Source organism: Herbaspirillum rhizosphaerae, from assembly GCF_046025915.1.
Lineage (GTDB): Bacteria > Pseudomonadota > Gammaproteobacteria > Burkholderiales > Burkholderiaceae_D > Herbaspirillum > Herbaspirillum rhizosphaerae_A.
The window spans coordinates 13,457-40,124 of the sequence record NZ_JAQQFR010000021.1; the positions used below are offsets into that span (position 1 = coordinate 13,457).

A 26,668-nucleotide genomic window follows, 5' to 3' on the forward strand; every position below is an offset into this window, starting at 1 on the left:
TATGACTACCTCTGTACCTTCCCAACATTGCGATACGTTGATTCGTAATGCTTTTCTGATCGATGGCAGCGGTACTGATCCGGTTGTCGCCGACGTGGCTGTGCTTGATGGCCGCATTGTCGCCATTGGTTCCCTCGACGGCTGGCAAGCCGATAGCCTGATCGATGCGGCCGGTAAAGTGCTGAGTCCGGGCTTCATTGATGCGCACACGCATGACGATACCAACGTGATTCGTATGCCGGAGATGTTCCCGAAACTGTCTCAGGGTGTCACTACAGTCGTCGTCGGTAACTGCGGCATCAGCGCCGCACCGGTGACGCTGAAGGGGGATCCTCCGGATCCGATGAATCTGCTGGGGCAATCCAGCGCGTTTTCATATCCGACATTTTCCAGCTACGTGGCTGCGATCGAAGCGGCGCAACCGTCAGTGAATGTGGCTGCGCTGATTGGCCACACGGCGCTGCGCAGCAATCATATGAATACGTTGGATCGTGCCGCAACCGATGCTGAAATCAAAGGTATGCGCGATCAACTGATCGAAGCGCTGGAGCATGGCGCATTGGGCCTGAGCACCGGTCTGGCGTATGGCAACGCGATCAATGCACCGACCGAAGAAGTGCTGGCGCTGGCAGAGCCGCTGGCGGAATACGGCGCCATGTACGCTACTCACCTGCGTAGCGAATTCGCCGATATTCTCGACGCCATGGACGAAGCCTTTCGTATCGGCAAGCATGCGCGCGTGCCGGTAGTGATCTCCCATCTCAAATGCGCCGGCGTGGAAAACTGGGGCCGCAGCAGCGAAGTACTGGCAGCGCTCGAACAGGCAGGCAAGCATCAGCACGTCGGTTGCGATTGCTATCCCTACACCGCCAGCTCGTCCACGCTCGATCTCAAACAAGTTACCGACACCTATGACATTCAGGTCACCTGGTCAGAGCCGCATCCTGAGCAGGGCGGCAAGTTGCTGGCCAAGATCGCCGAAGAATGGAACGTGGACATGACCGAAGCCGCGCGTCGCCTGATGCCAGCCGGTGCCGTGTATCACTGCATGTCTGACGACGACGTCAATCGCATTCTGCGCCATCCATCGACCGTGATCGGTTCTGACGGTCTCCCTAACGATCCTTTGCCGCATCCACGACTGTGGGGCGCTTTCCCGCGCGTACTGGGTTACTACAGCCGCGAGCAACAACTGTTTTCGCTCGCCGTGGCAGTGAGCAAGATGACCGGTTTGTCGGCCTCGCGTTTTGGTCTCAGCGATCGTGGTTTGGTCAAAGAAGGCTATTGGGCTGATCTGGTGCTGTTCGATGCGACGACGATCCGCGATGCGGCGACGTTTACCGATCCGATGCAACCCGCGCACGGCATCGAGGCAGTCTGGGTTAACGGCGTACTGTCATATCGTGGCGAGGACAAGAAGGCAACAGGTCAACGCGCAGGGCGTTTCCTCGCGCGCAACCGCATTCAGGCTGATGCAGCAGGAGCTGCAGCAAATTAATTCATTGCAACACCGGGGCTTAGCGATCAAAGCACGGCACCCGGATCATTTATCTGAAATCTGAAGGAGTTACACAATGAGCATCAAACGATATGGCGTCGACGGCGGCACCGGTACTGGCGGTCAGCATCTGCCTTTTGCACGTGCGGTGGAAGCGGACGGCTGGCTGTATGTCTCAGGCCAGGTGGCTATGGTTGACGGCGAAGTGATTGACGGCGGTATCGTCGCGCAATCGCATCAGGCAATCAAGAACGTTATGGCAATTCTCAAGGAAGCCGGCTACGGTCCTGAGCATGTCGTACGTTGCGGCGTCTGGCTGGACGATACCCGCGATTTCCAATCGTTCAACAAGGTCTTCAAGGAATACTTCGGCGCCAATCCGCCGGCGCGCGCCTGCGTGCAATCGGCCATGGTTGTGGATTGCAAGGTTGAAGTGGATTGCGTGGCGTTTAAGCGGTAAGTTCATGCGCTAAGTACAGGCGCTGATCATCTAGTTGAGTAACACCCTGCTTGGGGTGAGGAGACCAAAAAATGGAAGCAGTACAAGGAAGTATGTTGCTGATTTACGCGCTCGTCGCGGTGATCGCATTGATCGTCTTGATCGCCAAGTTCAAGTTGAATCCGTTCATCGTGCTGATCGTGGTGTCGCTGATTCTCGGTTTGTCTGTCGGCATGCCGATGGGCACTATCGTCAAATCGTTTGAAACCGGCGTAGGTAATACGCTGGGACACATTGCACTGGTGGTTGGCTTGGGTACGATGCTGGGCAAGATGATGGCAGAGTCAGGCGGTGCGGAGCGCATCGCTACCACCATGATCAATGCCTTCGGTGAAAAGAACGTGCACTGGGCGATGATGGTGGTGGCTTTTATCGTCGGTTTGCCAGTGTTCTTTGAAGTCGGTTTTGTGTTGCTGATCCCGATCGCGTTCAACGTTGCCAAGCGTACCGGCACCTCAATGGTATTGGTCGGTATTCCGATGGTGGCGGGTTTGTCGGTGGTGCACGGTCTGATTCCTCCGCATCCTGCGGCGTTGCTGGCAGTGACTGCCTACAATGCGGACATCGGCCGTACGATTCTGTACGCGCTGATCGTCGGTATCCCGACAGCGATCATCGCCGGTCCGATCTTCGGCAAGCTGATGTCCAAAGTGGTGATCCCTAATCCAGACAATCCGCTGATCGGTCAGTTCGTTGATCAAGGCGCCAACGGTGGGGCTAAGCGTGAATTGCCAAGTTTCGGTATCACGCTGTTCACTATTCTGTTGCCGGTGGCGCTGATGCTGATCGGTAGCTGGGCGGATTTGTTCTTTACGCCGAAGACTTTCGCCAATGACTTCCTGCGCCTGATTGGTAACTCGGTGATTGCACTGCTGATTGCTACACTGGTCAGCTTCTACACCTTCGGCAAGATGCGCGGTTTCAATCGTGAAGCCATTCTGAAATTCACCAACGAATGTCTGGGGCCGATCGCCAGCATCACCCTGGTGGTGGGTGCGGGCGCAGGTTTCGGCCGCATTCTGATGGATGGCGGCGTCTCCAAAGCCATCGTCGGTATCGCGACTGACGCACACCTGTCGCCGTTGCTGCTAGGTTGGTTTGTGGCGGCGCTGATTCGTGTGGCAACCGGTTCGGCTACTGTGGCGATGACCACTGCTTGTGGCATCGTCGCGCCTATCGTGATGGCAGGCGGCGGTGCTCGTCCCGAACTGATGGTGCTGGCAACCGGCGCTGGTTCGTTGATCTTGTCGCATGTCAACGACGGTGGTTTCTGGCTGGTCAAGGAATACTTCAACATGACCGTGCCGCAAACCTTCAAGACCTGGACGGTGTGCGAAACGCTCATTTCGGTACTGGCCTTGCTGTTCACCTTGGCACTGTCGACTGTGATCTGATCGAGTCAGTTTGTCCCTGTGCAAAGAAAAAGCCGCTTTTCGAAGCGGCTTTTTTTGGCGATAAGGCTCAGAAGCGCATGCGACTGTCGTCGAAGCGTGGATCCGGGCCGTTTTCTACCTTGCGGACTATGCCTTGTGCATCGAAATAGACGGTCATTTGTGAATTCCAGACACCGCTCTCCTTGAAGCCATAATTCCATGCTTCAAAAGGAATGCGCGCATAACGCGTCACTTCAGTCGGGCGGCCGACCAGGCGAAGCACATCGTTCTTGGTGGCCTGATCAACCTTGATCGAACGGAAGTTCTCCATGGTCCAGACTTGTTGATAAGAAATCAACCTGCCGTCCGGGCCGATACGCGCCATGTAGCTGTACTGCCCGAAAGCGCCGGCGGCATACTCCAGCAGATGCGTGTTGCCGTCGGGATACACGGCGGTCGGCTGGCCTAGGCGAGCGACAACTTGCTGTTCGGTGTCGCCGGGATTGACCGGAGGCGCGAACAGGGAGGCGCAACCGCTCAAGGACAAGGCAGCTGCAGCTAAAACGGGGAGAATGAGACGTTTCATAAACAGTTGGAGAGGAGTTTGCGAGAATAATTTCCCGGAAGGGCTCTGATTCTACGCTTTTCCGGTAAGTATTTGAATCTGCTGATCTTTTGCTATATACTTGCGCCTCTGGTCATTTCGGCCAGTTTTTTAATTGTTAGTCACGGTATGCAGGGTGAGTACTCCGCACACCGCTTGTGAAAGGTATAGCATGTCGATCGAAAAAGCAGCCAAGGCTGCCATTATCACTGATAACGCCCGTGGTCAAAACGACACCGGCTCCCCGGAAGTTCAAGTTGCGCTGCTGACAGCACGCATCAACGACCTGAACGGTCACTTCAAAGCACACAGCAAGGATCACCATTCCCGTCGTGGTCTGATCAAGATGGTTAACCGTCGTAAGAGCCTGTTGTCCTACCTGAAGGGCAAGGACGCCGACCGTTACCGCGCACTGATCGAAAAACTCGGTCTGCGTAAGTAATCTTGTTCCCTCGTACCATTCCGGTTCAGGGTTCATAGCCAAAATGCCTGCGTCAGTTTCTGACGCGGGCATTTTGTTTTTTGCGATTCCGCTTTTGGCTGGATGTTGATGTTTTCGCGGTTCGCAAAACTTCTTTGCAGTACCGCGATCCCATCCAATGATCGTGATTCGTAAGGTGACTTGTCGGTTTGCCAGCTGTTTAGCAGGACGACAAGCATCTGTGGTGAGGTGAACGACAGCGCCTGAAAATCTGTCGGCAAAAAAGAATCCCTGCAAAGCAACGCCGCGCAAGGGTTCAATATAGAAAGGAAATACCGTGTTTAATAAAGTTACTAAAACCTTCCAGTATGGACAACATCAGGTCACGCTGGAAACCGGCGAAATCGCTCGTCAGGCTTCCGGTGCAGTCGTCGTTTCGATTGAAGACACTGTTGTGCTGGCAACGGTCGTGGCACGCAAAGATGCCAAGCCAGGTCAGGACTTTTTCCCATTAACCGTCGATTACATTGAAAAGACGTACGCTGCGGGTCGTATCCCCGGCGGCTTCTTCAAACGTGAAGGCAAGCCATCCGAAAAGGAAACACTGACATCGCGCCTGATCGACCGCCCGATTCGTCCGCTGTTCCCTGAAGGCTACCTGAACGAAGTGCAGGTGATCATTCACGTTCTGTCCGTCAATCCTGAAATCGATCCTGACATCGCTGCGATGATCGGTGCATCGGCAGCATTGTCGATCGCAGGTATTCCGTTCAATGGCCCGGTCGGCGCCGCACGCGTCGGTTACATCGACGGTCAGTACGTCCTGAACCCAACCGCAACGCAACTGAAGACTTCGCAACTGGATCTGGTCGTCGCCGGCACAGAAACAGCCGTGCTGATGGTCGAATCCGAAGCCAAGCAATTGTCCGAAGAAATCATGCTGGGCGCGGTTGTGTTCGGTCACGATCAATCGAAGGCTGTCATCAACGCGATCCACGAACTGGTGCGCGACGGCGGCAAGCCTGAAGTGCAATGGACTGCTCCGGCGAAGAATGAGCCGCTGATCGCACGCGTCACCGAACTGGCTGATGGCAAGCTGCGCGAAGCGTATCAAACCAAGGACAAGCAAGCACGTACAGAAAAGCTGAAGACCGTCACTTCCGAAGTCAACGCAGCGCTGGCAGCAGATGCCGCAGCAGCAGGCACATCGGCAGCGGATTCGGCAGAAGTCGGCGGCATCCTGTTCGATCTGGAAGCCAAGATCGTTCGTTCGCAAATTCTCGACGGCGAGCCACGTATCGACGGCCGCGACACACGTACTGTGCGTCCGATCTCGATTCGTACCGGCGTGTTGCCACGCACTCACGGTTCGGCATTGTTCACCCGCGGCGAAACACAGGCGCTGGTCATCGCAACCCTGGGTACTGCACGCGACGAACAAAAGATTGACGCGCTGATGGGCGAGTACACCGATCGCTTCATGCTTCATTACAACATGCCTCCATTCGCTACCGGCGAAACCGGCCGCGTTGGTACGCCAAAGCGCCGCGAAATCGGTCACGGCCGTCTGGCCAAGCGCGCGCTGATCGCCGCACTGCCACCAGCTGAAGAATTCAGCTACTCGGTGCGTCTGGTGTCGGAAATCACTGAGTCCAACGGTTCCTCGTCGATGGCTTCGGTCTGCGGCGGTTGCCTGGCACTGATGGACGCCGGTGTGCCGATGCAAGCGCACGTTGCCGGTATCGCCATGGGCCTGATCAAGGAAGGCAGCAAGTTCGCCGTCCTGACAGACATCCTGGGTGATGAAGATCACCTCGGCGACATGGACTTCAAGGTGGCGGGTACTGCCAACGGCATCACCGCACTGCAAATGGACATCAAAATCCAGGGCATCACCAAGGAAATCATGCAGGTCGCACTGGAACAAGCCAAGGAAGGCCGCGTGCACATCCTGGGCAAGATGCAAGAAGCCGTTCCAGCCGGCGCAGGAGAGTTGTCCGATTTCGCTCCACGTCTGATCACCATCAAGATCAATCCGGAAAAAATCCGTGACGTAATCGGCAAGGGCGGCGCAGTCATTCGCGCCCTGACCGAAGAAACCGGCACCCAGATCGACATCAGCGACGAAGGCGTGGTTACCATTGCTTCCGTCGACGCTACTGCCGGTCAGGAAGCCAAGCGCCGTATCGAAGAACTTACCGCTTCCGTCGAAGTCGGCAAGATCTACGAAGGTACTGTGTTGAAGCTGTTGGACTTCGGTGCGATCGTTCAGGTCCTGCCAGGTAAAGACGGCCTGCTGCATATCAGCCAAATCGCCAACGAGCGTGTCAACGCCGTTGCTGATTACCTGAAAGAAGGCCAGCAAGTCCGCGTCAAGGTCCTGGAAACCGACGACCGCGGCCGTCTGAAACTGTCGATGAAGGCAGCGCAGTCGGAAGAAGGCACGGAAGCGCCTGCTTCGCAAGACGCTCAGTAATACGTAGCTGGATGCGGGCATCGCCTCATCCGCTGGTAATACTCAAGTAGTACTGAATCCCTCAGGGCGAAAGTCCTGGGGGATTTTTATTTTCGATTTTCGACTAAGCGTTTGTCGATTTTGTCGGAGAGCATCGCAAGCCGCTGTAGGAGGTGGGCCGATTTCATCTGTACTGCTTGCCCGAAACACGAACTGCCATTAGGCTGATCCTTGTTCTTTTGAGACAATGCGGATGTCATCGCAGAATGATTAAAAAATAATCAGGACGATTGGGGAGCATCATTTCATCAGAAACTGAAAGGAGTCCCATGCCTCATGTGATCATCGTCGGATGCGGTTTCGGCGGCCTTGCGGCCGCGCGCGAACTGGCCGATGCCAAGGTCGATATCACCATCATCGATCGTAGCAATCATCATCTTTTTCAGCCTCTGTTGTATCAGGTCGCGACGGCTGGCCTGTCAGCGCCGGCAATCAGCGCGCCAATACGCAGCATTCTTGCAAAGCAGCGTAACCTAACCAGTCTCATGGCAGCGGTCAGCAAGATCGATGTCGCGCGTAAAACGATTGCCTTGGAAGACGGCAGCGAGATTGCCTACGACTATCTGATCGTGGCGGCGGGATCTACGCACAGCTACTTCGGTCACGACGAATGGGCCCCGCTGGCGCCTGGACTGAAAACGCTTGCCGATGCTTTCGACATCCGTCGCCGCATTCTCATGGCCTTTGAACGTGCAGAGCGCGAACCAGATTCGGTGCGCCGTGCAGAGTGGCTGACCTTTACGGTTATCGGGGCCGGCGCCACCGGTGTGGAAATGGCCGGTACGCTGATCGAGATCGCGCGCCATACCTTGCGCGGGGAGTTTCGTCGCATCGATCCGCAACAAGCAAAAGTGGTCTTGCTGGAAGGATCTGAACGTGTGCTCGGTGCTTATCCTGCCGACTTGTCCGAGAAGGCGAGAGCACAGTTGGTCAAGCTGGGTGTCGACGTGCGGACCAGCAGTCGTGTTACGCACATCGACGAAGAATGTGTTCGCTATACCGACCAAAGCGGTGAGCAGAGATTGGCGTCACGTACAGTTATCTGGTCTGCTGGAGTGGCAGCATCGCCTTTGGGAAAATCGCTCAATGTCCCGCTTGACCGGGCCGGGCGGGTGATCATTGGCAGTGAATTGTGGATCCCGGATCATCCGGAAGTATTCGTCATCGGCGACCTTGCCGCCGTCACATCGGACGGCAAACCGGTGCCGGGGGTATCGCCCGCAGCCAAGCAGATGGGACGTGTCGCTGCACGTAACATCATCAATCGGATCAGCGGCAAGCCGCTTGAGAATTTCGTCTATCAGGATTATGGCTCGCTGGCGACGATCGGCCGCAAGGCAGCAGTGGCAATGGTCGGAAAATTCAAGTTTTCCGGCTATCCGGCGTGGCTATTCTGGTTGTTCGTGCACGTGTATTTTTTGATCGGTTTCCGCAATCGTCTGTTGGTGATGAGTGACTGGGCATGGGCGTATCTGACGTTCAAGCGTAGTGCACGCGTGATCTCCAACGCGATCGATACCCCGGTGGAAAAACCGGACGACGCGCCAAGCCAGTAAAGTCATCATCGAAAATGAAAAAGGCCGGCATCTCTGCCGGCCCTTTTTTGTCTGGGAAAAACTCAGCCTTCCAGCGCCAACAAGGCGAAGCTGGCGAGCCAATGGCCGCCGCTGTAATGGCTGCCGACCACATGGTCAAGACTGGCTTGCAGGTGGCGCTGTACGGCGCCTGCCAGTGCAGCTTGTGCCGGATGATCGGACGGCAGATGGCGAGCAATATGCTTCATGCTCCATACACGGCTCAGATTGAGGCCGTCCAGATGAGCGATCTTGGGATCGGTGCGATCGCTGACCTGTGCAGGCTGCATCAGTCGTTCGACTTTATCGATCTGCGGCAAGAACTGGTTGAACCATGCCGGGTAGGCTGTCGCATCCAATACCTTGCTCATCAGCAGCGCTTCGGTCAGTGCTGCAGAGATGTATTCGTCGCCGCCCGGTTCATAGTGCGCCGGATAGTCGACGTCCTTGCCGTAGTAGCGTTGCGAAGCCTGCACGATGGCGGTTTCAAGTTCGGTATCTTTTGCAGCACGTGCGTAGTCAATCGCCAACGCCAGTGCAAATGCTGTGTTGTAGTGTGTGCCGACGCGAATTGGATAAGTCAGCTTGCTCAGATATTCCATCAGGCGCTTGCGGATTTCCAGTGTCAGCGGCTGCATGGCGGCGTGCCAGATAGCTGCGCGCGGATGGTGGGATTCAGCCAGCTCCTGCGCCAGGCCGAGGATCCAGCCGAAGCCATAAGGACGTTCGAAAGAAGCGCGACCACCCACTTGAAAGTAAGCAGTTTCCTGCGCCATCAATTCCGGCGTGAAGTGCTCATCGAAGATCGCCGTGATTTTGTCGTGGGTCGGCAGTGATGGATACAGCTTCGCACAGCGTAGCAGCAGCCAGTAGCCGTGGACGGCCGAGTGCCAGTCATAGCAACCGTAAAACACCGGATGCATGGCGCGTGGAGACAAGACATCATCGGCGCTGTTGAGCACGTGCATGATGTGATTGGGATATTCCTGACGGAGGTAGGTCAGCGGCATCTCGGTGTATGCGGCGGCCAGTTCGATAGTGAGTTGCATGAGAGTCTTCCGATTTTCAGATCAGTGTGGCAGCGCGTGTTTCCATCATCTCTGCCATTTTGCGGCCGGTGTAGAAATCACCGGCCGCGATACGTATTAACGAAACAATTAGTGAAATGACTAGCGGAACACGATGAAGTACATCAGCAGGATATTCGCCGCCAGCAAGGTCAGGCCGGTAGGGATCTGTACCTTGATGACCTGATACTTGTCCTTGAGCTCCAGCAGGGCCGCCGGCACGATGTTGTAGTTGGCAGCCATCGGCGTCATCAACGTGCCGCAGTAACCGGCCAGCATGCCGATCGTCACCAGCGGTGCCGGATCGGCGTGTTGTCCGACGATGATGAAGGGCAGGGCGATGCCGGCGGTCATGACCGGAAAAGCTGCGAAGGCGTTACCCATGATCATCGTGAAAAGCGCCATGCCGACACAGTAGATCACGATCAGCATGAAGCGGTTTTCAGGATTGACGAACAGGCCGACAACTTGCTGCACCGATTTGCCTGTTTGCGCTGCGACGAAGACGCCGCCGAGCATCGCCAGCATCTGTGGCAGAACGGCTGCCCAGCCAATGGCGTCGAGCAGCCGGCGCGACTCACGCACGGCATGCAGAGGCGTACCGCCGGTCAGTTTCCAGCCCGCAAGAATGGCGCAGATACAGCCGACGCACAAGGCCGCCAGCGTCAGTTGTTTCTGATCGAGGATATAGACGCCGCCGATGGCCACGCCCTTGAGCAGAATCGTGCACAACACGGTCACGACAGGGATCAGGATGGCCGGAACAAAGATCCAGTTGCCGTACTGATTTGCTGACGCCTGACGTTGCTCAGCGCTGCGTTGCTTGTACGTGCCGATCGACAGCAGGCCAAAACCGGCAATGAGCGAAATCAGAATGACGACGACGCCGATGATGCGGTAAGCCATTGGTTTCCCCAGGGAGGAAACCAGCAGATCGCTGAACAGGAATACCGCGCCGAACAGAAACCAGAACAGCGCGGTAGTCAGGCGTTTTGGGTTGCCTTTGTCGCGCAATGTCATGCCGACCAGCAGCATGACGATGACGCCGATGAGGTAATAGATTTCGTTGATCGTGATGAGAGTACTCATGCTGCCACCTCTTTTCCTTCAGATTTTTTCCAGGCGTTGACGTCGCGCTGAATCCCGGCATCGAGACGCACCAGGCGGAACATGTGAATAGCCAATGCCGCAATCGCGGTTGGAATGGCCCACAAGCCAAGATGCAGGGGCTCGATGTTGGTGATGCCGTTTTCCTTGAGGAAGGCATCGATCAACAGCACCGCGCCGAAGGCGAGGAAAATGTCTTCGCCGAAAAATACGGCGATGTTGTCACAGGCAGCGGAGTGCGCGCGCAGTTTGTCGCGGATGTGTTGCGGCAAGTCGCCGTAGCGAGCTGTCGCTGCGCCCTCGACCATGGGCGCAAGCAAGGGCCGCACGGTTTGTGCCTGGCCACCGATATAGGTCAGGCCGAGTGCGCCAAACACTTGGCGCAGGATGAAATACAGCATCAGAATGCGTGCCGACGTCGCGCTGGCCATGCTGGAAATCCAGTCTTGAGCGCGCTCCTTCAGGCCATAACTTTCCAGCAGGCCGATGATCGGCAGGATCAATACATAGACCGCCAGTGAGCGACTATTGATGAACTTTTCGCCGAAGGTCTCCAGCAGCATGCCGAAATCCATGCCGACGGCGAGGCCGGTAGCAAGGCCTGCGACGGTGACGACCAACAGCGGATTGAAGCGGAATGCGAAGCCTGCAACGACGATCGGAATCCCGATCAACGGTAGCAAAATCGAGCTATCCATGGACTATCTCCCAGTAAGGATGGTTGTTGTTAATGTAGATCTGACGACGAAAGTGCTGCGATAAAAAGCTAAGAGCAAGAAGAACAAGAAGAGCGAAAAAACAATAAAAATCAACTCAGGAAGGCGCACGAATGGCGATGCGCTCACTACTCAGGCGGGTGCGAATCTGGCGTGCGAATTCCAATGCATGCGCACCATCGCCGTGCAGACAAACTGTTTGTGCATTGACCTTTACGATGCTGCCGTCCAGCGCGGTGACTTGCTTGTCCTTGACCAGTGAAATGGTTTGCGCGATGGCTTGTGCTTCATCTTCGATCATGGCGCCGGGAAGCGTACGGCTGACCAGGCTACCGTCAGCGTTGTAAGCCCGGTCGGCGAAGACTTCTTCGATGGCGGTTAGATCCGCTTGTCTGGCGGCGTTGATGAGTTCGCTGCCCGCCAGTCCGAACAAGGCCAGTTCTGGATTGAAGGTGCGCACTGCGGCGCAGATGGCATTGGCGAGAACAGCATCTTTGGCCGCCTGGTTATACAGCGCGCCGTGAGGTTTGACGTGCACCATGCGTCCGCCTTCTGCACGTACGATGGCGTCCAGTGCACCCAATTGATACAGCATGCCGCTGATGATTTCCTCGGGCGGTAACTGCATGGCGCTGCGGCCAAAATTTTCACGATCGGGAAAGCTGGGATGGGCGCCGATGGCGACGTGATTCTGTATTGCCCAGCGTACGCTCTGGCGCATGGTGTTGGCATCGCCGGCATGCCAGCCACAGGCGATATTGGCTGAACTGACCAGCGTCAGCAGCATTTCATCGTTGTCGCAACCTTCTCCGAGGTCTGCATTGAGGTCGATTTGCATGATCTTGCGTACTCCTTCTGTCTCTTTGGTACTTCGTCTTTTGCTGCTTGTTTACTTCCTGTACTGTGTGGCACGCGACCAGTCGAGTGCGGCCAGTGTCTCGTGGATGCTGTTCAAATAGGCCTGCTGTTCTTCCCATGCATGCAAGGCTTGTTCCAGATCGCAGGGTTGGAATTGCAGTTGCGCGTTTAACGGCGCTTGCGCCAGCTTCCACATGTCGGCCTGAATGACCACGCCGATCTTCGGATAGCCGCCGGTGGTTTGCGCATCGCCCATCAGGATGATCGGTTGGCCGGATGGCGGCACCTGAATGACGCCCGGCACCACACCGTGCGAGAGCAGGTCGCGGCTTTGCTTGCGTTTGAGTTCCGGGCCTTCGAGCCGATATCCCATACGATTGCTATTGGGAGTGATGCGCCACTTGTCGAGCCACAAAGCATTCTTCGCGGCGACAGTGAACTGTTCGAACTCAGGGCCGGGCAACACCCGCAAATGAATCAACTTGCTGCTGTCTTGCGTCTGCGTGCCGACGCCGCTCCAGGCTGGCGAGCGCACGCCAAAAGCCGGGCCGGCGATCGTCATGGTCGCCGGCCCTTGCGGCAGGCGATCGCCTTTGCGCAAGGCGCGTCCTTCATGGCCGCCGAAGTTGGCTTTCAAATCGGTGCTGCGCGAGCCGAGGACTTTCGCAACATCGATGCCTCCGGCGATAGCGAGATAGGTTCGCATGCCTTGCGTGGCATTGGGGCCGGCATGGGCCAGCTTCAAGGTTTGACCGGCGTGCACCGGCAGGCTCCAGTAGGGAGTGACGGATTTACCGTCGAGTCGGGCGTCGAAATCGTCGCCACCGAGCGCAATGCGCGTGTCGGTGGTGAAGCGCATCTCGCAGGCACCCATGGTGATTTCGAGACCGGCAGCTTCCATCTCGTTGCCGACCAGCAGATTGGCAGCGCTCAAGGCGAGACAGTTCAGTGCGCCGCCCGGATTGATGCCGAGCTGGCGATGGCCGGGGCGGCCAAGGTCTTGTACCGAGGTGAGAATGCCGGGTTGAAGAATCTCTATCATTTGGCAATCCGTTCCACGGTGAAGCGTACGCGGTCGCCCGGTCGCAATAAGGTTGGTGGAGTCTGTGTCGGATCGAACAGCGGCAGAGATGTTTTGCCTAGCAATTGCCAGCCGCCGGGCGAGGCAAGCGGGTAGATGCCGGTTTGTTCGCCGCCGATACCGACCGATCCAGCCGGGATCGACAGCCGGGGCTCATCGCGGCGCGGCGTTGCCAGCGCAGGTTCCAGTCCGCCCATGTAGGCGAAGCCCGGCATGAAGCCGATGAAGTACACGATATATTCGCCGGCGCTATGGCGTTGAATGACTTCTTTGCTGGATAAGCCTGTATGGCGGGCAACGATGTCGATATCCGGGCCGTCTGCACCACCGTAGACAACGGGGATTTCGATTTCGCGTCCGGCGATATGGCTGACATCGACATGTGCCCAGGTATCCAGAATGCGTTTGGTAACGACTTCCATGTCCACGACAGGGCGGCGCAGAATCAGGGTCAGGTTGTTCATGCCGGGCACGACTTCGCTGATTTCCGGCCAGCTAGCCGCCTCTTCGGCGATGCTCCAGATGCGTTGCTGGTGAGGCAGTGTGGCAGGGGATGGCAGATTGCATAGCAATGCGCTGTCGCCCAGGAAATGAATTTGCGGTTGAATCATTGTCATCCAGATTATGCAAAGGCTTAAACGCCTTTATCGTTCTCGCGGATCATACATTTACAGCAAGGTATAAACAATATGTCGATAAATTATTTGTTTAAGATTGCTATATAGTAGCGGCGTTGTATGAAAATCTCTTGATAGAAAATAGCTTATGAATGAACAATCCCTGGAAATCACGCCGGAGAATGCTGTGACCAAAAAGTCCCCGACTAAAATCGTCTCCTCGAATCACCTCGTTTCCGAGCGCAGCGCCGAGCTGTCGGAGCTCGAATATGCCCTGATCATGGCCGGTAATGCGTTCAATCGCTGGATGATGCGCTGCATGCTGGCGGCGGGTGCAAAAGACATGACAGCGATTGAAGTCTCTTTGTTGCATCACGTGAATCACCGTGAGCGAAAGAAGAAACTTGCCGATATTTGTTTTGTCCTGAATATTGAGGATACCCACGTTGTGACCTACGCGCTGAAGAAATTGGTCAAGGCGGGCTACGTGAAGAGCGAAAAGGCAGGCAAGGAACTGCTATTTTCGACCACGGAAGAAGGGCAGGAGCTGTGCATGAAGTACAAGGAAGTGCGCGAGCGCTGCCTGATTGAAGTGCAAGTCGACAGCGGCATCCAGAATCAGGCAATCGGCGAAGCGGCCCAGTTGCTGCGCAGCGCATCGGGCTTGTACGACACTGCAGCGCGTGCCGCTGCTTCGCTCTGACCCAACTTATTTGTTGAGCCCGGCTCAGGCAGGAAAGGATGAAATGAAGGCAATCGAAATCACCGAATTTGGTGCTCCGGAAGTGTTGCAATTGTGCGAGCGGCCGTTGCCCCAGCTGAAAAGCGGCGAAATATTGATCAAGGTGCATGCCGCAGGCGTGAATCGCCCTGACGTTTTTCAGCGTCAGGGCAATTACCCGGTTCCGCCCGGCGCATCCGACTTGCCGGGCCTTGAAGTGGCTGGCGAGATTGTCGATGGCGAGCTGGGGGATAGCGGTTTCCGGAAAGGCGACCTCGTTTGTGCGCTCGTCCAAGGCGGCGGCTACGCTGAATACTGCGCTGCGCCTCTCGCACAATGTTTGCCCGTGCCGGCCGGTTTGACGGTTTTGCAGGCAGCGGCACTGCCGGAGACGTTCTTTACTGTCTGGAGCAATGTTTTTGAGCGGGCACGACTGTCGCCGGGTGAGACCTTGCTGGTTCAAGGCGGCAGTTCAGGCATCGGCGTGACGGCGATCCAGATTGCGACCGCACTGGGGCACCGTGTCTTCGCGACGGCTGGTTCCGATGACAAATGCCGCGCCTGCGAAGAGTTGGGCGCCGAGTTGGGCATTAACTACCGCACCGAAGATTTTGAAGGGGTAGTGAAAGCGGCAACGGAAGGCCGCGGTGTTGATGTCATTCTGGACATGGTCGGAGGGGATTATCTGCCGCGGGAGATAAAAACGCTGGCCGATGATGGGCGGCTTGTCGTGATCGCGTTACTGGGCGGCGCCAAAGGCCAGTTGGATCTGAGCCAGATTTTGCGTCGCCGCCTGACGGTGACTGGCTCTACCTTGCGCCCGCGTCCTGTCGAGTTCAAGGCTTACATCGCCGCGCAGTTAAAAGAGCGCGTATGGCCGTTGCTAGCCTCCGGCAAAGTGAAGCCTGTGATTTACCAGACCTTCCCGCTGGAGCAGGCTGCGCAGGCGCACGCTTTGATGGAATCCAGTGCGCATGTCGGCAAGATCATGCTGACGGTAAGCTGAAATATCTTCTGAGACGTCTTTTTAGCGGTAGATCTGACAGAGAAATACCGGGTTATTGGTTTGACCGGTTTTGTCGCGGCGCGATAGAATGCGGGGTTATTCAAAATACTCACTCTTATGCGCCGTAAATTAGTTGCAGGTAACTGGAAGATGAATGGTGGTCTCGCCGCCAATGCAGCCTTGATTGCCGACGTAAAAGCAGGCCTCGCCGCTGCGGGTACGCAGGCTGATGTCGCTGTTTGCGTGCCTTCGCCTTATTTTGCGCAGGTGCAAGCAGCTGTCGCAGGTTCTGCACTGGCGCTGGGTGCGCAGGATGTTTCCGCGCATGCTAACGGTGCTTATACCGGTGAAGTATCGGGAGCAATGCTGGCAGAGTTTGCTTGCAAGTATGCAATCGTCGGTCATTCCGAGCGTCGCGCGTATCACGGCGAAACCGATGCAGTAGTGGCGGCCAAAGCAGTTGCTGCGCTCAAGTCTGGTTTGACGCCGATCGTCTGTGTCGGTGAAACGCTGGGTGAGCGCGAAGCAGGGCAGACCGATGCTGTTGTCGGTCGCCAGGTTGATGCCGTGCTGGCGGTCCTGGATGTGGCCGATGTCGAAAAGATCGTGGTCGCCTACGAGCCGGTCTGGGCAATTGGTACCGGCAAGACTGCAACGCCGGAAATGGCGCAGGACGTGCATTCAAAGCTGCGCGGTAAATTATCGGCCAAGAATGCAGTGGCCGCCGCCAAGGTGCAAATCTTGTATGGTGGTAGCATGAAGCCCGATAACGCAAAAGAATTGTTGGCCATGTCGGATATTGACGGTGGTCTCATTGGTGGTGCGGCCTTGAAGGCGGTGGATTTTCTGGCGATTGTCCAGGCTGCCCAAGGTAACTGATCGTTGTTGTTTTAAATTGAAGATGGCTATATGAATACTTTATTTACTGTTATTGTTGTGATTCAAGTGCTGGCAGCGCTGACAATCATTGGTCTGGTGTTGCTGCAGCACGGCAAAGGGGCTGATATGGGGGCTGCTTTCGGTTCCGGCGCGTCGGGTAGTTTGTTCGGCGCCACCGGTTCTTCCAACTTCTTGTCGAAGTCGACCGGTGTCGCAGCTGCGGTCTTTTTTATCGCAACCCTCGCACTGGCTTTTGTCGGTAATCACCACGTTTCGCAAAGCGGCGGCGTTATGGATAATTTGCCTGCTCCAGCAGCTGCAATTCCTGCAACGCCAGCAGCATCGGGTGCTCCAGCGGCAGCGCCTGCGAATCCTGCAGATCAATCAAATCAAATTCCGAAATAGTCTTTTGCGCACGATGTAATAATGCGCAAAACTTAAAGCAGTTTATGAAGTTTTAGTGTGATTGTGCATTGAACAAGAGCATCAAAACGGGTTACAATTGCAGTCTCAAGCCGACGTGGTGAAATTGGTAGACACGCTATCTTGAGGGGGTAGTGGCGAAAGCTGTACGAGTTCGAGTCTCGTCGTCGGCACCATGAAATATCTAGAAAAGCCAGCAAAGGACAAAATCCTGAGCTGGCTTTTTGACGAGGGAAAAGCTGTTTGATATTGAGAATCATTCCGCTAATTATCAACAAACCTACGCCTAATCGTGAACCTCGAAAATTACTTTCCAGTTCTATTATTTATCCTAATCGGCATCGCTGTTGGTGTCGCTCCTCAGTTACTCGGTCGTTTGCTTGGTCCTCATAGACCTGATGCGCAAAAGACCTCTCCATACGAATGCGGATTCGAGGCTTTTGAAGATGCGCGCATGAAGTTCGATGTGCGTTATTACCTCGTCGCCATTCTGTTTATTCTGTTCGATCTCGAAACTGCATTTTTCTTCCCTTGGGGCGTTTCCATGCGCGACTTGGGCTGGTCTGGCTACATGACGATGATGGTGTTCATCGCCGAATTTGTTGTCGGTTTTTGGTACATCTGGAAAAAGGGTGCCCTGGATTGGGAGTGAGCCATGTCAATTGAAGGCGTATTAAACGAAGGGTTTGTTACCACCTCGCTGGATAAGGTAATCAACTGGACCCGTACCGGCTCTTTGTGGCCGATGACTTTTGGTCTGGCTTGCTGTGCGGTTGAAATGATGCACGCCGGCGCATCGCGTTACGATCTTGATCGTTTTGGTGCGGTGTTCCGTCCATCTCCACGCCAGTCCGATCTCATGATTGTTGCCGGTACGCTGTGCAACAAGATGGCGCCGGCACTGCGCAAGGTGTACGACCAGATGGCCGAGCCGCGTTGGGTGATTTCGATGGGTTCCTGTGCCAACGGCGGTGGTTATTATCACTACTCGTATTCCGTTGTGCGCGGTTGCGATCGCATCGTGCCTGTAGACGTGTATGTGCCAGGTTGCCCACCAACAGCGGAAGCGCTGCTGTATGGCGTGATCCAGCTGCAAAACAAGATCAAGCGTACCAACACCATTGCGCGATAAGAAGAGAGTGGAAGGGTCAGAATGACGACAAAATTGGAAACTCTCGAAGCTGCCTTGCGCAATGCGCTTGGGGGGTATCTTCAGAATTTGACGGTGGCTTTGGGCGAGGTCACGATTGTGGTCAAGCAAGCCGATTATCTATCGGCGATGCGCGTTCTGCGCGATCACGCCGATACCCGTTTCGAAGAATTGCTTGATCTGTGCGGCGTGGATTACTCGACGTACGGCGATGGCGTATGGGGTGGGCCGCGTTTTGCCGTGGTGTCTCATCTGCTGTCGATCAGCCATAACTGGCGCGTTCGCGTCCGTGTTTTTGCTCCTGATGATGAATTGCCGTTGGTGGCCTCAGTGACTGGTATCTGGTCCTCCGCCAATTGGTATGAGCGAGAAGCCTTTGATTTCTTCGGCATCTTGTTCGATGGGCATGACGATTTACGTCGTATCCTCACCGATTATGGCTTCATCGGTCACCCGTTCCGCAAAGACTTCCCGGTATCGGGATATGTCGAAATGCGCTACGACGCTGAGCAAAAACGCGTGGTTTATCAACCCGTAACGATTGAGCCGCGTGAAATTACGCCGCGTGTCATTCGTGAAGAAAATTACGGGATTAAATAATGGCTGAAATCAAGAATTACACGCTGAACTTTGGTCCTCAGCATCCTGCCGCACACGGTGTGTTGCGACTGGTGCTGGAGCTCGATGGTGAAGTCATTCAGCGTGCCGACCCGCATATCGGTCTGCTGCATCGCGCGACCGAAAAGCTGGCCGAGCAAAAAACCTATCTGCAATCAGTTCCTTACATGGATCGTCTCGACTACGTGTCGATGATGTGTAACGAACACGCCTATGTCATGGCGATCGAAAAGCTGCTCGGCATTGAAGTGCCGATGCGTGCTCAGTACATCCGCGTGATGTTCGATGAAATCACCCGTCTGTTGAATCACCTGATGTGGATCGGCGCGCACGGTCTGGACGTCGGCGCCATGGGCGTTCTGCTGTACGCCTTCCGCGAACGCGAAGACTTGATGGATTGCTACGAAGCCGTCTCCGGCGCACGTATGCATGCTGCCTACTATCGTCCGGGTGGTGTTTATCGTGACCTGCCGGATACCATGCCGCAGTACAAGGCATCGATCATCCGCAATGACAAGGCAATCAAGCAACTCAATGAAAATCGCCAGGGTTCGATGCTGGACTTCATTGAAGACTTCACCAACCGTTTCCCGAAATATGTCGATGAGTACGAAACACTGCTGACTGACAACCGTATCTGGAAGCAGCGCCTGGTCGGTATCGGTGTGGTCTCGCCTGAACGTGCAATGGCAATGGGCTTCACCGGCCCAATGCTGCGTGGTTCGGGCGTCGAATGGGATCTGCGCAAGAAGCAACCGTACGAAGTCTACGATCTGCTGGATTTTGATATCCCGGTCGGCAAGAACGGCGATAGCTATGATCGCTATCTGGTTCGTGTGGAAGAAATGCGCCAGTCCAACCGCATCATCAAGCAATGCGTCGAGTGGCTGCGTAACAATCCAGGCCCGGTCATCATCGACAACCACAAGATTGCTCCGCCTCCGCGTATGGACATGAAGTCCAACATGGAAGATCTGATTCACCACTTCAAACTGTTCACCGAAGGCTTCCACGTGCCGCCGGGAGAAACATATGCTGCCGTTGAGCATCCGAAGGGCGAATTCGGTATCTACCTGGTGTCGGATGGCGCCAACAAGCCATACCGTATGAAGATTCGCGCGCCAGGTTTTGCGCATTTGTCGAGTCTGAATGAAATGGCGAAGGGTCACATGATTGCCGATGCAGTCACAATCATCGGTACGCAAGACATTGTGTTTGGTGAAATCGACCGATAACCGGTGAAGTAAGCCGGTCAGTGGATGTTTTTTAAAACCCATTAGGTTCTGGGGAATATCCGATAAACCCGCGCGAGTTCTCAAAAAACTATGCGCACGGATGGCCAACGATATGCTGTTAAGTCAAGACGCTCTAAAGAAAATCGATCGCGAACTCGCGAAATATCCGGCAGATCAACGCCAGTCTGCGGTCATGTCCGCGCTGCGCATTGCTCAGGATGAACACGGCTGGCTGCCTGCCGAGCTGCAGCAGGAAATCGCCGATTACATCGGCATGCCTGCGGTAGCGGTGCAAGAAGTCGCTACGTTCTACAACATGTACAACACCAGCCCGCAGGGCAAGCACAAGATCACCGTCTGTACGAATTTGCCTTGCCTGTTGTCGGGCGGTGATCGCGCAGCGCATCATCTGAAGCACAAGCTCGGTGTCGGCTACAAGGAAACCACTGCTGACGGTCAGTTCACGATCGTTGAAGGCGAATGCATGGGCGCATGCGGCGACGCACCTGTCATGCTGGTCAATAACCACCGCATGTGCAGCTGGATGTCGAACGACAAGATCGACTCGCTGCTGGAGGAACTGAAGAAATGACTTGTCTGCACGATCGTCATATCAAGCCGCTGATTCTGGCGGATCTGGACGGCCAGAACTGGCACCTGGCGGATTACGTCAAGCGTGGCGGCTATGAAGCGCTCAAGCGCATCCTCGCCGAAAACATCACTCCTGAACAAGTCATCGCTGAGCTGAAGGCTTCCGGCTTGCGTGGCCGTGGTGGTGCGGGCTTCCCGACCGGCCTGAAGTGGAGCTTCATGCCGCGTCAGTTTCCAGGTCAAAAATACCTCGTTTGCAACAGCGATGAAGGCGAACCGGGCACATTCAAAGACCGCGACATCATTCGTTATAACCCGCACTCTCTGATCGAAGGCATGATCATCGGCGGTTATGCGATGGGCATCACGGTCGGCTACAACTACATCCACGGCGAAATCTTCGACGCTTATCTGCGTTTTGAAGAAGCACTGGAAGAGGCACGTGCGGCAGGTTTCCTGGGCGATAGCATCCTCGGCACCAACTTCAGCTTCCAGTTGCACGGTCATCATGGTTATGGCGCCTACATCTGCGGCGAAGAAACCGCATTGCTGGAATCCCTGGAAGGCAAGAAGGGCCAACCGCGCTTCAAGCCGCCGTTCCCTGCCAGCTTCGGCCTGTACGGCAAGCCAACCACCATCAACAACACCGAAACATTCGCTGCTGTTCCGTTCATCTTCAAGATCGGTGCACAAGCGTACGCTGATATCGGTAAACCGAACAACGGTGGCACCAAGATCTTCTCGATCTCGGGCGACGTCGAACGTCCAGGTAATTACGAAATTCCGCTGGGCACGCCATTTTCCACATTGCTGGAACTGGCTGGCGGCATGCGCGGCGGCAAAAAGATCAAGGCGGTCATTCCTGGTGGCTCATCCGCTCCGGTGATTCGCGGCGACATCATGATGGAAACCACCATGGATTACGATGCCATCGCCAAAGCAGGCTCGATGCTGGGTTCCGGCGCGGTCATCGTGATGGATGAAACGCGCTGCATGGTCAAGTCGCTGCTGCGTCTGGCTTACTTCTACTACGAAGAGTCCTGCGGTCAATGTACGCCATGCCGCGAAGGCACAGGCTGGATGTACCGTATGGTCGAACGTATCGAAAACGGTCACGGCAAGCTGGAAGACCTCGATGTGTTGAACTCGGTTGCCGATAACATCCAGGGCCGCACCATTTGCGCGCTGGGCGATGCGGCGGCAATGCCGGTACGTGCATTCATCAAGAATTTCCGCGAAGAATTTGAGTATCACATCGAGCACAAACACTGCTCGGTGCCAGCTTATATCTGATCGACAGAGTTAGCGATAAAGTTGAGCAGCACGGCAAGACATGCATTCGGCAACAGAGCAGGGCGCATGTCTTCAAGGTCAAAAGAATACTTAGCTTGGGCAAAAAGCCATGGTTGAAATCGAAATAGACGGCAAAAAAGTTGAAGTGCAAGAAGGCAGCATGGTTATGGATGCTGCCAACAAAGTCGGCACGTACATTCCTCACTTTTGCTATCACAAAAAATTATCCATTGCGGCTAACTGCCGCATGTGTCTGGTCGACGTAGAGAAGGCGCCGAAGCCGTTGCCGGCCTGCGCCACTCCGGTGACCGCCGGCATGATCGTTCGCACCGCAAGCGACAAGGCAGTCAAGGCGCAAAAAGGCGTCATGGAATTTCTGCTGATCAATCACCCGCTGGATTGCCCGATCTGCGATCAGGGCGGCGAGTGCCAATTGCAGGATTTGGCTGTCGGTTACGGTGGCTCCGCTTCCCGTTACGAAGAAGAGAAGCGCGTCGTTCCTCCGAAGGACGTCGGCCCGCTGATCTCCATGAAGGAAATGAACCGTTGCATCCACTGCACACGTTGCGTGCGTTTCGGCCAGGAAGTAGCCGGCGTCATGGAACTGGGCATGCTGGGTCGCGGTGAACATTCCGAAATCACGACATTCGTCGGTAATACCGTCAATTCCGAACTGTCCGGCAACATGATCGATCTGTGCCCGGTCGGCGCACTGACATCCAAGCCGTTCCGCTACGCTGCGCGTACCTGGGAATTGTCGCGTCGCAAGTCGGTCAGCCCACACGACAGCATCGGCTCCAACCTGATCGTTCAGGTCAAGGGCGGCAAGGTCATGCGCGTTCTGCCGCTGGAGAACGAAGACGTCAACGAATGCTGGATCACCGATAAAGATCGTTTTGCTTACGAAGCGCTGGACAGCGAAGAGCGTCTGACCAAGCCGATGCTCAAGCAAGACGGCAAATGGCAAGAAGTTGAATGGCAAGTTGCGCTGGAATACGTCGCGCACGGCCTGCGTAATATCCGTCACGAACACGGTGCAAGCGCCATCGCTGCATTGGCTACACCGTACTCGACACTGGAAGAACTGACATTGTTGCAAAAAGTCGTACGCGGCATGGGTTCGGAAAACATCGATTTCCGCCTGCGTCAATCCGACTTCGCGCTGGACCACCAGGTCAATCCTTGGCTGGGCATGTCGATCGTCGAATTCTCGGAACTCAATCGTGCTCTGATCATCGGCTCGTTCCTGCGCAAGGATCACCCGTTGCTGACCGCGCGTCTGCGTCAAGCAGTGAAGAGCGGCGCCAAGATCAGCATCTTGCACGCAACGGATGACGACCTGCTGATGCCGGTCGCCAACAAGATCATCGCAGCACCGTCCGCATGGTTGTCCGCACTGAGCGAAGTTGTTGTCGCCGTGGCGCAAGCCAAGAGCGTTGCGGTGCCTGCCGGTTTCGAAGGCGTGGAAGCATCGCCAGCCGCTAAGCAGACCGCAGCAAGCCTGTTGTCGGGTACGTCCAAGGCAGTATTCCTGGGCAATGCAGCTGCACAGCATCCGCAAGCTTCGCAACTGCACGCTGCGGCACAATGGATTGCTGAACAAACCGGTGCAAAGCTGGGTTATCTGACAGAAGGCGGCAACACCGTCGGCGGTTATCTGGCCAATGCTATTCCAGGCAAAGATGGCGTCAACGCGCTGCAAGCTTTCGCACAACCACGCAAGGCCTATGTACTGCTGAATGCCGAGCCTGAACTGGATAGCCATGACCCACAAGTGGCCACAGCAGCATTGAAGCAAGCTGAAATGGTTGTTGTCATGTCGGCATACAAGCATGGCGCCGATTACGCTGATGTTTTGCTGCCGATCGCACCATTTACCGAAACATCCGGTACTTTCGTCAATGCCGAGGGCCGTGCACAAAGCTTCAACGGTACCGTCAAGCCACTCGGCGATGCGCGTCCGGCTTGGAAGGTTTTGCGCGTTTTGGGTAATCTGCTGGGTCTGCAAAACTTCGACTACGAAACATCGGAATCGATTCGCGCCGAAGTGATTGGTGCCGAGACTGATTTGTCCGCTCGTCTGAGCAACGTCTCCAAGCTGGCTCTGCAAGCTGCTACCGGCGCTGCCAACGGTGGGCTGGAACGTGTCGCCGATGTGCCTATTCACTTCACTGACGCCATTGCTCGTCGCTCGCCTGCGTTGTTGCAAACGCAAGATGGCCAGGCACCGAAGGCATGGCTGTCGGCTGCGTTGTCGCAAAAGCTGGGCATCGTTGCCGGTGACCGCGTGAGCGTCAAGCAGGGACAGGGCAGTGCGGTGTTGACTGCAGATATCGACAAGAAGCTGCCGGAAAACGTCGTACGTGTGGCCGCAGCCCATGCAAGCACCGCTAATCTGGGCAGCATGTTTGGCGCAATCGTTGTGGAGAAAGCGTAATGGATCAACTGATTGCCAATATCAATGCAGTTGGCCCCAACTATCTGGGGACGGCATGGCCGTACGTGTGGACTTTCGTCTGGAGTCTGCTGAAGATTCTGGCCGTATTGATCCCGCTGCTGATCAGCGTGGCGTACCTGACTTACTGGGAACGTAAGCTGATCGGCTGGATGCATATTCGCCTCGGCCCTAACCGTGTCGGCCCTGCAGGTCTGCTGCAACCGATCGCCGATGCCTTGAAGCTGATCTTCAAGGAAGTGACCACTCCATCACGCGCCAATAAGGTTTTGTTCTTCATCGCGCCAATCATGACCATCATGCCGGCTGTTGCCGCATGGGCCGTGATTCCCTTTGGCCCTGAAGCTGTCATTGCTAACGTCAACGCAGGCCTGCTGTTCGTGATGGCGATTACCTCGATGGAAGTCTATGGCGTCATCATCGCCGGTTGGGCATCCAACTCGAAGTACGCTTTCCTCGGTGCGATGCGTGCATCGGCGCAGATGGTGTCCTACGAAATTTCGATGGGCTTCTGTCTGGTCGTGGTGCTGATGGTTTCCGGCAGCCTGAACATGATCGACATTGTCACCAGCCAAGGCAAGGGTTACTTTGCTTCGCACGGCCTGAGCTTCCTGTCGTGGAACTGGTTGTCGCTGCTGCCGATTTTCGTGATCTACGTCATCTCCGGTATCGCTGAAACCAACCGCCATCCGTTCGACGTGGTGGAAGGTGAATCGGAAATCGTTGCCGGTCACATGATCGAATATTCGGGTATGTCGTTCGCCATGTTCTTCCTGGCTGAATACGCCAACATGTGGTTGATTTCGATCCTCGCTTCGCTGCTGTTCCTGGGCGGCTGGGCATCACCGGTCAGTTTCCTGGACTTTATCCCAGGCTGGATCTGGCTCGGTATTAAGACGTTCCTGGTGGTGTCGCTGTTTGTCTGGGTGCGTGCATCGTTCCCCCGCTATCGCTATGACCAGATCATGCGTCTGGGCTGGAAAGTGTTCATTCCGCTGACGCTGGTGTATCTGGTGATCGTTGCGACCTGGATGCAGACCTCATGGAATATTTGGAAGTAATGGATAAAGGCTCAGGTGAGAAGCATGGAAGCTATTAAAGATTTTTTCAACAGCCTGCTGTTGCGAGAGCTGTTCAAGGGCCTGGCCCTGACAGGCCGCTATCTGTTTGCGCGCAAGATCACGATTCAGTTCCCGGAAGAGAAGACGCCGCAGTCGCCGCGTTTCCGCGGTCTGCACGCTTTGCGTCGCTATCCGAACGGTGAAGAGCGTTGCATCGCCTGCAAACTGTGCGAAGCAGTCTGCCCGGCAATGGCCATCACGATTGAGTCGGAACAGCGTGACGACGGTTCCCGCCGTACCACACGTTACGACATCGATCTGACCAAGTGTATTTTCTGCGGTTTCTGTGAAGAGTCCTGCCCGGTCGATTCCATCGTCGAAACGCACATTCTCGAATACCACGGCGAAAAGCGCGGCGACTTGTACTACACCAAGGAAATGCTGCTGGCCGTTGGTGATCGTTACGAAAATGAAATCGCTGCTGCACGTACTGCAGACGCTGCATATCGTTAATTGAATTCGGGACGGCACGTCTGTTTTTTCGTTGTTGCGTGCCGCTGAGATGATCGAGTCTGATGTTTGTTGGGTAGCTTGATCGATGGATCAAGTGATCGAATGATCTGATGCTGGTTTAGCCAACTTTTTGGTTGATTATGGAATTTAAAACTGTCTTGTTCTATGCGTTTTCAGTGGTCCTCGTGCTCGCTGCATTACGCGTTATTACTGCCCGCAATCCGGTGCATGCGGCCCTGTTTCTTGTGCTGGCCTTCTTTTCGGCGGCCGGCATCTGGATGTTGTTGAAGGCCGAGTTCCTGGCCATTGTGCTGGTGCTGGTCTACGTAGGGGCGGTGATGGTGCTGTTCCTCTTCGTGGTGATGATGCTCGATATCAATCTCGACAAGATGCGAGAAGGCTTCTGGGGATATTTTCCGCTGGCCGCAACAATCGGCGTGGTCATCGTGCTGGAAATGGCTGCAGTCTTGCTGCGCAGCTTCTGGGCTCCGGAGGCGCAAGTACCGGCTGCATCCAACACCATCGGCGGCACCAAAGCGTTGGGTATGCTGATTTACACCGAATACGTGTATGCGTTTGAAGTTGCTGCAGTCATCCTGCTGGTCGCTATCGTCGCCGCTGTTGCGCTGACACTGCGCCGCCGCAAGGACAGCAAATACTTCTCGCCGGCGGATGCCGTCAAGGTCAAGAGCACCGATCGTGTGCGTCTGGTCAAGATGAAGTCGGAATCTACTCGTAACATCGGCGGCGATGCTCAGGCATCCGGCGCGGAACAACAACCTTAAGGAGCGGC

At 55.5% G+C, this 26,668-nt stretch carries 28 protein-coding genes and 1 tRNA gene; 21 read left to right on the plus strand and 8 right to left on the minus strand.

Going from position 1 to position 26,668, the window contains the following annotated elements; genetic code table 11:
• The first annotated feature begins 1 nt into the window (after position 1).
• The 3 genes from PQR63_RS22780 (at position 2) to PQR63_RS22790 (ending at position 3,391) form a co-directional block, all read left to right on the plus strand.
• A complete protein-coding gene (locus tag PQR63_RS22780) occupies positions 2 to 1,498 on the plus strand; it encodes an N-acyl-D-amino-acid deacylase family protein (protein WP_408170477.1) in 1,497 nt (498 codons plus the stop codon).
• Between the two features lie 76 nt (positions 1,499 to 1,574).
• Complete coding sequence (locus PQR63_RS22785) at positions 1,575 to 1,958, plus strand: RidA family protein (protein ID WP_408170479.1); 384 nt, start codon at positions 1,575 to 1,577, stop codon at positions 1,956 to 1,958.
• A 71-nt stretch (positions 1,959 to 2,029) separates the two neighbouring features.
• The gene (locus PQR63_RS22790) at positions 2,030 to 3,391 is read left to right on the plus strand and encodes a GntP family permease (protein ID WP_408170481.1); all 1,362 of its coding nucleotides are present in this window, start codon (positions 2,030 to 2,032) and stop codon (positions 3,389 to 3,391) included.
• A gap of 67 nt (positions 3,392 to 3,458) precedes the next feature.
• Here the strand turns inward: PQR63_RS22790 and PQR63_RS22795 are convergent, their stop codons facing one another.
• On the minus strand, positions 3,459 to 3,956 hold the full coding sequence (locus PQR63_RS22795) for a hypothetical protein (protein ID WP_408170483.1): 498 nt from the start codon (positions 3,954 to 3,956) through the stop codon (positions 3,459 to 3,461).
• Positions 3,957 to 4,146: 190 nt separating this feature from the next.
• Here PQR63_RS22795 and rpsO point away from each other — a divergent pair, with 190 nt between their 5' ends.
• A complete protein-coding gene (gene rpsO, locus PQR63_RS22800) occupies positions 4,147 to 4,416 on the plus strand; it encodes a 30S ribosomal protein S15 (RefSeq protein ID WP_408170485.1) in 270 nt (89 codons plus the stop codon).
• A gap of 32 nt (positions 4,417 to 4,448) precedes the next feature.
• Here the strand turns inward: rpsO and PQR63_RS22805 are convergent, their stop codons facing one another.
• A complete protein-coding gene (locus PQR63_RS22805) occupies positions 4,449 to 4,676 on the minus strand; it encodes a hypothetical protein (protein ID WP_408170487.1) in 228 nt (75 codons plus the stop codon).
• Between the two features lie 56 nt (positions 4,677 to 4,732).
• Between PQR63_RS22805 and pnp the strand changes: the two genes are divergently transcribed.
• Both pnp and PQR63_RS22815 read left to right on the plus strand, forming a co-directional pair.
• Entirely contained in the window at positions 4,733 to 6,871 is a 2,139-nt protein-coding gene (pnp, locus tag PQR63_RS22810) for a polyribonucleotide nucleotidyltransferase (protein ID WP_408170489.1), read from the plus strand.
• Positions 6,872 to 7,179: 308 nt separating this feature from the next.
• Entirely contained in the window at positions 7,180 to 8,466 is a 1,287-nt protein-coding gene (locus tag PQR63_RS22815) for an NAD(P)/FAD-dependent oxidoreductase (protein ID WP_408170491.1), read from the plus strand.
• A 62-nt stretch (positions 8,467 to 8,528) separates the two neighbouring features.
• Here the strand turns inward: PQR63_RS22815 and PQR63_RS22820 are convergent, their stop codons facing one another.
• The 6 genes from PQR63_RS22820 to pxpB form a co-directional block, all read right to left on the minus strand.
• Positions 8,529 to 9,533, minus strand: coding sequence for a DUF2891 domain-containing protein (locus tag PQR63_RS22820; protein ID WP_408170492.1), 1,005 nt, complete (start codon positions 9,531 to 9,533; stop codon positions 8,529 to 8,531).
• A gap of 120 nt (positions 9,534 to 9,653) precedes the next feature.
• Positions 9,654 to 10,640, minus strand: coding sequence for a DUF979 domain-containing protein (locus PQR63_RS22825; RefSeq protein ID WP_094564235.1), 987 nt, complete (start codon positions 10,638 to 10,640; stop codon positions 9,654 to 9,656).
• Positions 10,637 to 11,356 carry a DUF969 domain-containing protein gene (locus PQR63_RS22830; RefSeq protein WP_116433149.1) on the minus strand — a complete coding sequence of 240 codons (720 nt, stop codon included), beginning with the start codon at positions 11,354 to 11,356 and terminating at the stop codon, positions 10,637 to 10,639. The genes PQR63_RS22825 and PQR63_RS22830 overlap by 4 nt, the downstream gene beginning before the upstream one ends.
• Before the next feature lie 115 nt (positions 11,357 to 11,471).
• Positions 11,472 to 12,212 carry a 5-oxoprolinase subunit PxpA gene (pxpA, locus tag PQR63_RS22835; protein ID WP_408170495.1) on the minus strand — a complete coding sequence of 247 codons (741 nt, stop codon included), beginning with the start codon at positions 12,210 to 12,212 and terminating at the stop codon, positions 11,472 to 11,474.
• A 51-nt stretch (positions 12,213 to 12,263) separates the two neighbouring features.
• Positions 12,264 to 13,274, minus strand: coding sequence for a 5-oxoprolinase subunit C family protein (locus PQR63_RS22840; RefSeq protein ID WP_408170496.1), 1,011 nt, complete (start codon positions 13,272 to 13,274; stop codon positions 12,264 to 12,266).
• Entirely contained in the window at positions 13,271 to 13,924 is a 654-nt protein-coding gene (pxpB, locus tag PQR63_RS22845; RefSeq protein WP_408170498.1) for a 5-oxoprolinase subunit PxpB, read from the minus strand. The genes PQR63_RS22840 and pxpB overlap by 4 nt, the downstream gene beginning before the upstream one ends.
• Before the next feature lie 154 nt (positions 13,925 to 14,078).
• On the opposite strand from pxpB, the gene PQR63_RS22850 reads away from it, so the two are divergent.
• The 15 genes from PQR63_RS22850 to PQR63_RS22920 all read left to right on the plus strand — a co-directional run bounded on the left by PQR63_RS22850 (position 14,079) and on the right by PQR63_RS22920 (position 26,660).
• Positions 14,079 to 14,633 (plus strand): winged helix DNA-binding protein, encoded by a 555-nt coding sequence (locus PQR63_RS22850; protein ID WP_094564230.1) that lies wholly within the window; start codon positions 14,079 to 14,081, stop codon positions 14,631 to 14,633.
• 43 nt (positions 14,634 to 14,676) lie between these two features.
• A complete protein-coding gene (locus PQR63_RS22855; RefSeq protein ID WP_408170501.1) occupies positions 14,677 to 15,657 on the plus strand; it encodes an NAD(P)H-quinone oxidoreductase in 981 nt (326 codons plus the stop codon).
• A 117-nt stretch (positions 15,658 to 15,774) separates the two neighbouring features.
• The gene (gene tpiA, locus PQR63_RS22860; protein WP_408170503.1) at positions 15,775 to 16,536 is read left to right on the plus strand and encodes a triose-phosphate isomerase; all 762 of its coding nucleotides are present in this window, start codon (positions 15,775 to 15,777) and stop codon (positions 16,534 to 16,536) included.
• A gap of 30 nt (positions 16,537 to 16,566) precedes the next feature.
• Positions 16,567 to 16,941 carry a preprotein translocase subunit SecG gene (secG, locus tag PQR63_RS22865; RefSeq protein WP_083444655.1) on the plus strand — a complete coding sequence of 125 codons (375 nt, stop codon included), beginning with the start codon at positions 16,567 to 16,569 and terminating at the stop codon, positions 16,939 to 16,941.
• 109 nt (positions 16,942 to 17,050) lie between these two features.
• A tRNA-Leu gene (locus tag PQR63_RS22870) sits at positions 17,051 to 17,135 on the plus strand.
• 116 nt (positions 17,136 to 17,251) lie between these two features.
• Positions 17,252 to 17,611, plus strand: a complete 360-nt coding sequence (locus PQR63_RS22875; protein WP_050477760.1) for an NADH-quinone oxidoreductase subunit A — start codon at positions 17,252 to 17,254, stop codon at positions 17,609 to 17,611.
• A 3-nt stretch (positions 17,612 to 17,614) separates the two neighbouring features.
• Entirely contained in the window at positions 17,615 to 18,091 is a 477-nt protein-coding gene (locus PQR63_RS22880) for a NuoB/complex I 20 kDa subunit family protein (protein WP_007881947.1), read from the plus strand.
• 21 nt (positions 18,092 to 18,112) lie between these two features.
• A complete protein-coding gene (locus tag PQR63_RS22885) occupies positions 18,113 to 18,709 on the plus strand; it encodes an NADH-quinone oxidoreductase subunit C (protein ID WP_408170505.1) in 597 nt (198 codons plus the stop codon).
• Entirely contained in the window at positions 18,709 to 19,962 is a 1,254-nt protein-coding gene (locus tag PQR63_RS22890) for an NADH-quinone oxidoreductase subunit D (protein WP_408170507.1), read from the plus strand. Before PQR63_RS22885 ends, PQR63_RS22890 begins: the two co-directional genes overlap by 1 nt.
• Positions 19,963 to 20,062: 100 nt before the next feature.
• Positions 20,063 to 20,554 carry an NADH-quinone oxidoreductase subunit NuoE gene (gene nuoE, locus PQR63_RS22895; protein WP_408170509.1) on the plus strand — a complete coding sequence of 164 codons (492 nt, stop codon included), beginning with the start codon at positions 20,063 to 20,065 and terminating at the stop codon, positions 20,552 to 20,554.
• Positions 20,551 to 21,846: an NADH-quinone oxidoreductase subunit NuoF gene (gene nuoF, locus PQR63_RS22900; RefSeq protein ID WP_408170511.1), complete on the plus strand. Its 1,296-nt coding sequence runs from the start codon at positions 20,551 to 20,553 to the stop codon at positions 21,844 to 21,846. The genes nuoE and nuoF overlap by 4 nt, the downstream gene beginning before the upstream one ends.
• A 109-nt stretch (positions 21,847 to 21,955) precedes the next feature.
• Entirely contained in the window at positions 21,956 to 24,283 is a 2,328-nt protein-coding gene (gene nuoG / locus PQR63_RS22905) for an NADH-quinone oxidoreductase subunit NuoG (protein ID WP_408170513.1), read from the plus strand.
• Positions 24,283 to 25,362: an NADH-quinone oxidoreductase subunit NuoH gene (gene nuoH, locus PQR63_RS22910; RefSeq protein ID WP_094564221.1), complete on the plus strand. Its 1,080-nt coding sequence runs from the start codon at positions 24,283 to 24,285 to the stop codon at positions 25,360 to 25,362. Before nuoG ends, nuoH begins: the two co-directional genes overlap by 1 nt.
• Before the next feature lie 24 nt (positions 25,363 to 25,386).
• Positions 25,387 to 25,875: an NADH-quinone oxidoreductase subunit NuoI gene (gene nuoI, locus PQR63_RS22915; protein WP_050477753.1), complete on the plus strand. Its 489-nt coding sequence runs from the start codon at positions 25,387 to 25,389 to the stop codon at positions 25,873 to 25,875.
• 140 nt (positions 25,876 to 26,015) lie between these two features.
• Positions 26,016 to 26,660, plus strand: a complete 645-nt coding sequence (locus PQR63_RS22920; protein WP_408170515.1) for an NADH-quinone oxidoreductase subunit J — start codon at positions 26,016 to 26,018, stop codon at positions 26,658 to 26,660.
• The last annotated feature ends 8 nt before the right edge of the window (positions 26,661 to 26,668 follow it).